Raw genomic sequence first — 4,735 nt, forward strand, 5'->3', positions numbered from 1 at the left:
CCCGAACCGGTGCGCCACCACCCACCCTCACAACCAGCCGCCGTCCCCCAACGCCGTGGCTAGGCTTTCCGGTATGGCCTCGACGTCACCCGACGCCGCGCCCGCCCGGTTGCGACATGCCACCCACTGGCTGATCGCGCAGCTCGCCAAACACGCGCAGCGGCGCAGCTCCCACGCCTTCACCGCGCTCGGAGCCCACCCCGCCCACTACGCGCTGCTCGCCGCCCTCGACGAGTTCGGCCCGGCCAGCCAGGCCACCCTCGCCCGCCGCGCCGCCCTCGACCGCGCCGACACCGCCGGACTCCTCACCGACCTGCGCACCCGCGGCCTGGTCGAACGCACCCCCGATGCCACCGACCGGCGCCGCACCGTCATCACCCTCACCGACGAGGGCACCACCCACCTGCACCACCTCGACGCCGTCACCGCCGCGATCGGCGACGATCTGCTCGCCGGCCTGCCCCCCGCCGACCGCCACCAGTTCACCGCCCTGCTGACCCGCCTACTCACCGACCGCCCCCACTGACCACACACCCCCGGCCGAGGCGGGCACCCCGCCCGCAGCGCTCACTGCTTCCACCCGGATCCTCACCGCTCCTCCTGCGGGCCGGTGAGGATCCGGGTGAACGTGACACGAGGCAGTCCCGGCCCGTCGTAGTCCTGTTGGACGGGGACCCCGTCGGCCGTCGCGGCGTCGCCGGGGTCCACCTGGAACCCGAGACCGGTGTGGAACGCCACCGACGCCGCGTTACCCGGGCTGGTCACACACCGCACCCGGGTGCGGCCCCGCGCGGCCGCCAGCGTGAAGAACCGCCGGTAGAGGAACGCCCCGACACCGCGGCGGCGCAACGCCGGATCAACCCCGACGAAATGAATGTAGGCGACCTCAGGCTGCGACTGGGACAGGAAACCGATCAGGAACGCCACCAGCGCACCGTCCGGCCGTTCCACCACGAAACTGCTGTCGGTGAAATGCTGGAAGAACAACCGGGGGAGCAGCAGGCTGCGTTCCCGCGACCCGGCGGCACCCCCGAAACCCGCCCACCAGACGTCCAACACGGCCAGCACCCGCCGCTGATCCTCGGGGATGGGAGAGCGCAGCAGCAGACCGCCGGGAAGGCCGGCACCGTCGGGAAAGTCGTCGATCACCGCGCAATCCTGACCGCGGCCCGCCCGCCCACGCCAACCCATTTCCGCTGGCCGGTTCCGCTTCCGCCAGGTCAGGCCGGGTCAGGCTGCTCCTGGTGGGTGGTGCGTGCCAGGCGGCCCGGCCGCGGGCCGGCGTGGGCGCGCAGGGTGCCGTCGGGGGCCCAGATCGCCGAGCGGCCCGCCGTGCGAGCGAAACCACCGCCGGTGGGACCGGCGAAGCTGGTCATCGCGACCCACACCCGGTGCTCGGCGAGGACCCGCCGTGCCCGCCGCGCTGTCGTCGGTGACGCTGTTGCGCCGGCTCGGCCATGACTCCCGCAAGAACCGGCTGTACCGGGCGTTTCGCGAACTCGGCCGTGCGGTGCGCACCCTGGTCCTGCTGCGTTACCTGTCCGAACCTGAGCTGCGGGAGAGCATCACGGCGATGATGAATAAGGTCGAGGCGTTCCACGGCTTCGCCGCCTGGTTGATGTTCGGTGGCGACATCCTCGGCCACAGCGACCCCGACCACCACGAGAAGATCGTCAAGTTCAAACGAGCTGATCGCCAACTGTGTGATCTACCAGACCGCGCTGGACATCACCGGCGTGGTCAACCAGCTCGTCGCCGAAGGCCAGGTGGTCGACCCCGACGACCTGGCCACCATCTCCCCCTACATCCGGGAGAACATCCGCCGGTTCGGCGAATGCGTCCTCGACACGACCACGCCCGAACCGGCAGTCACCACCCGGCTCGATATCGTCCTGGATAGCTGAGCGACCCGGATAGGGCATCGACACCGCACCGGGAACCTCCTCTAAACTCTCCCCGCACCATTCCTACGGCTCGTCCGGCTCGTCATAAGGCAAGACCAGCTGATCCGGACCCACGCCGACGGCGCGGGGTGCGATACCCCTTCGCCCTGATCCTGACAATCGCGGTGTGCGATGCTCAGCGGCGCCCGGTCGTTCGCGGCGATCGGGGAATGGGCCGCGGACCTGCCCGCGGACGCCCGGGCCGGCCTGGGGCCGGCCGGGCGGGTGCTGGTACGTGTGGACCGTACGGCGTTGGAAGCCGCGATCGGGGCCTGGATCCAGGCCCGGCTGGACGCCGTCGACACCGCCGCGCACCGGCCGACACGGCGCCACCGGGTACGGCGGGTACTCGCGGTGGACGGGAAGGCGATGCGTGCCACCCGGCACGGCACCCACCCCGTGCACCTGCTCGGCGTTCTCGACCACGCCCGCGGCGTGGTCCTGGCACAGGTCGACGTCGACGAGAAAACCAACGAAATCCCTTTGTTCTCCACGGTTCTCGACCAGATCCCCGACCTGACCGACGTCCTGGTCACCGTCGATGCGATGCACGCGCAGACCGCGTACGCCGACTACCTCCACGGCCGCGGAGCACACCTGTTGGTCACCGTGAACCGTCTACGCGATCTGCACCCTGCCCGCCGAGGACGCCCTACCGGCCGAACTCGCCACTTGGATCCGCGGCCACTGGTCCATCGAGGTCCGCCTGCACTGGGTCCGTGACGTCACCCTGGGTGAAGACCTCCACCGGGCCCGTACCGGCAGCGGCCCCCAGGTCATGGCCACTCTCCGCAACCTAGTGATCAGTCTGCTCCGGTTCGCCGGCTTCACCAACATCGCCCGAGCCCTACGCCACCACGCCCGCCACCCCGACCGGGCGATCACCCTCGTGACCAGCACAAACACGACTTTGCAATGACCCTGGGCAGCGCCCGGGGGCCGTAGTAGGGCGTCGGGACGCCCGGCCGTGTCCCGCCGGCGTACATCTCCCACACTCTCGGGTCCGGCCCGGAGTAGCGTCCACTCCGGGCCGGGTGCGGGAGACCTCCTGTGCCAGCTATAGCGGGCACGCCGGACCTGCGGCGAGCGGATCACCTCGAACACGCTGCTTCGGGTCACCGTCGCCCCGCACCTGTCTCACGCAGGGCGAAGGCACGGTGCCCGTCTCGTAGCAGCGGTGGCGGTCTTCCTCTCAGCTGCCCGTGCCGTCGGCGCAGAGGCGTTCGCGGACGACCTGGAACGCGTCGCCGGCCGGGTTGATCTGGACAAATGCGTAGCAGCTGAGCGGCTGGCCGGCGTTGGTACTCAGGTCGACTGGTTCGATCAGGCCCCCCGCGTCGTAGTCGGTCACACCCCGTAGTGCGCTGATGAAACCCTCACGGGTGGGGCAGTCGCCAGCCAGTTCGAGTCCGCGCAGGAACAGGTCGGTGTAGATGAAGGCGCGCATTGCGAACTGCTGCTCAGGCTGGATGGTCTCCGGCGCGAAGCGCGTCATCGCGTTGCGGTAGCGGTCGATGGGGGCACCGCCGGCCTCGAAGGGGCGGAAGTACACGGGGAACGAGACTCCCGCCAGGGCTGGGCCCAGCGTGGGCAACAGGCCGCGGTCGTACCCGGTGAGCGAGACGCTGGTGGCGAGGTTCAGGTTCGCGGCGCGGGTGGCGTGCACGATGGCGGCGAAGTCCTGGGGAGCCGTGAAGCCGATCAAGGAGTCGGCGCCGAAGTCGGCCAGCTTTTGGGCCACCCGGGCTGGGCTGTCACTGCTGCTCGCGTAGGAAATGGTCTCGGTCGTGGCGAGCCCAATCGACCCGAAAGCGGCCTTGTACCGCGAGATGATATCCAACGTGAACGCCGACGCCCCCGTGGTTGCGAAGGCGACCTTCGTGCCGCGGCTGGCCTGGATGTAGCGGCCGACGGTTTCGGGTGAGGGCTCGTACTGGTAGGAGAACAAGTTCTGGTACTTGGCCCAGGCCGACTGGGCGAGACCTACGACGGGGACCCCCTGCGTCGTGAGGCTGTCCAATGAGTCACCGATCGCGGAGGTGGCCGTCACAAGTCCGAAGGCGGACTCACGCCGGAGGAGTTCCTCGGTGACGCGGGCGTTCTGCGATGGGGAGTTCGCGTCGTCGCGCCACTGGTAGACGATGCGGCGGCCGTGTATGCCGCCTTGCTCGTTGGCCAGGCCGATCCTGGCGTCGACCCCGGAGCGGGCCGAGGACAGCGCGGCGCTCGAGTCGGAGACGACGAACCCGAGCTTCACCTGCTCGGATGTGACACCGGGGCTGTTGCAGGCAGCCGCCGCCTCGCCCCCGTCTCCCAGCGTCGAGCAACTGGTCGCGGCGGCCACGAGAATCGTGGCCGCCAACCCTAATGGTCTCGTCAAACTACCTAAGCGCATAAATTTCCCCACAGAAGATAAACGAGGATGGCGGTAGGGCTCGGGGGCGCGGCAAGCCGACCTGGTCGTGCCCGGAACCGCCGCCCCCACCGAGACCTTCATTTCTTACAGATCATCAAGTGATGTGCAGGTCAGGATGGTAGCGACCCTGGCGGGCCGACCCTGGCCCGGCTGTTGCGTTCCGGCAAGGCTGGGCATGCTGGGCGTCTCTGACGGTGCGGGCGAACGTGACGGGATTCGATGCGCAGGCTCGTTCGGCTGCCGGTGAAGCGCCGGGTCTTCGGTCCAGGATCCGTCGCCAATCCAGTCGTATCGGTGAATTTTGCCCTCCGCGAGAGTCGGGGCGGGCACCTTGTCGCGACGCCGCTGCGGACGGTCGGGCGGGGCGGGTGGGAAC

General features: G+C 69.5%; 5 protein-coding genes and 2 pseudogenes. 4 read left to right on the top strand and 3 right to left on the bottom strand.

Translation table 11 applies throughout. The features are described 5' to 3' along the window. Positions 1-526, top strand: a 526-nt coding sequence (locus FMEAI12_RS32905; protein ID WP_235014966.1) for a MarR family transcriptional regulator, incomplete at its 5' end; no start/stop codon positions are given. A 62-nt stretch (positions 527-588) separates the two neighbouring features. Here the strand turns inward: FMEAI12_RS32905 and FMEAI12_RS32910 are convergent. Together FMEAI12_RS32910 and FMEAI12_RS37470 are read right to left on the bottom strand one after the other, a co-directional pair. Next, on the bottom strand, positions 589-1,149 hold the full coding sequence (locus tag FMEAI12_RS32910; RefSeq protein WP_112109043.1) for a GNAT family N-acetyltransferase: 561 nt from the start codon (positions 1,147-1,149) through the stop codon (positions 589-591). A gap of 71 nt (positions 1,150-1,220) precedes the next feature. Next, positions 1,221-1,418: pseudogene (locus FMEAI12_RS37470) on the bottom strand (hypothetical protein); the annotation flags it as partial. Positions 1,419-1,432: 14 nt separating this feature from the next. Between FMEAI12_RS37470 and FMEAI12_RS40365 the strand changes: the two are divergent. From FMEAI12_RS40365 to FMEAI12_RS32925, 3 genes and pseudogenes are all read left to right on the top strand, one after another. Next, positions 1,433-1,594, top strand: a pseudogene (locus tag FMEAI12_RS40365) (Tn3 family transposase); the annotation flags it as partial. Between the two features lie 31 nt (positions 1,595-1,625). After that, on the top strand, positions 1,626-1,904 hold the full coding sequence (locus FMEAI12_RS38945; protein ID WP_207974676.1) for a Tn3 family transposase: 279 nt from the start codon (positions 1,626-1,628) through the stop codon (positions 1,902-1,904). A 171-nt stretch (positions 1,905-2,075) separates the two neighbouring features. After that, a complete protein-coding gene (locus FMEAI12_RS32925) occupies positions 2,076-2,666 on the top strand; it encodes a transposase (protein ID WP_200835501.1) in 591 nt (196 codons plus the stop codon). Between the two features lie 469 nt (positions 2,667-3,135). Here FMEAI12_RS32925 and FMEAI12_RS32930 read toward each other — a convergent pair whose 3' ends face one another. Continuing rightward, positions 3,136-4,338, bottom strand: coding sequence for an ABC transporter substrate-binding protein (locus tag FMEAI12_RS32930; RefSeq protein WP_112109044.1), 1,203 nt, complete (start codon positions 4,336-4,338; stop codon positions 3,136-3,138). Between the last annotated feature and the right edge of the window lie 397 nt (positions 4,339-4,735).

Origin of the sequence: Parafrankia sp. Ea1.12 (assembly GCF_900465275.1) — a bacterium.
Lineage (GTDB): Bacteria > Actinomycetota > Actinomycetes > Frankiales > Frankiaceae > Parafrankia > Parafrankia soli.

What these genes read in the sequence shown, in the direction of transcription:
- FMEAI12_RS32925 (WP_200835501.1), top strand. Translation starts at nt 2,076, where the DNA reads ATGCTCAGCGGCGCCCGGTCGTTCGCGGCGATCGGGGAATGGGCCGCG.
- FMEAI12_RS32930 (WP_112109044.1), bottom strand. Translation starts at nt 4,338, where the DNA reads ATGCGCTTAGGTAGTTTGACGAGACCATTAGGGTTGGCGGCCACGATT.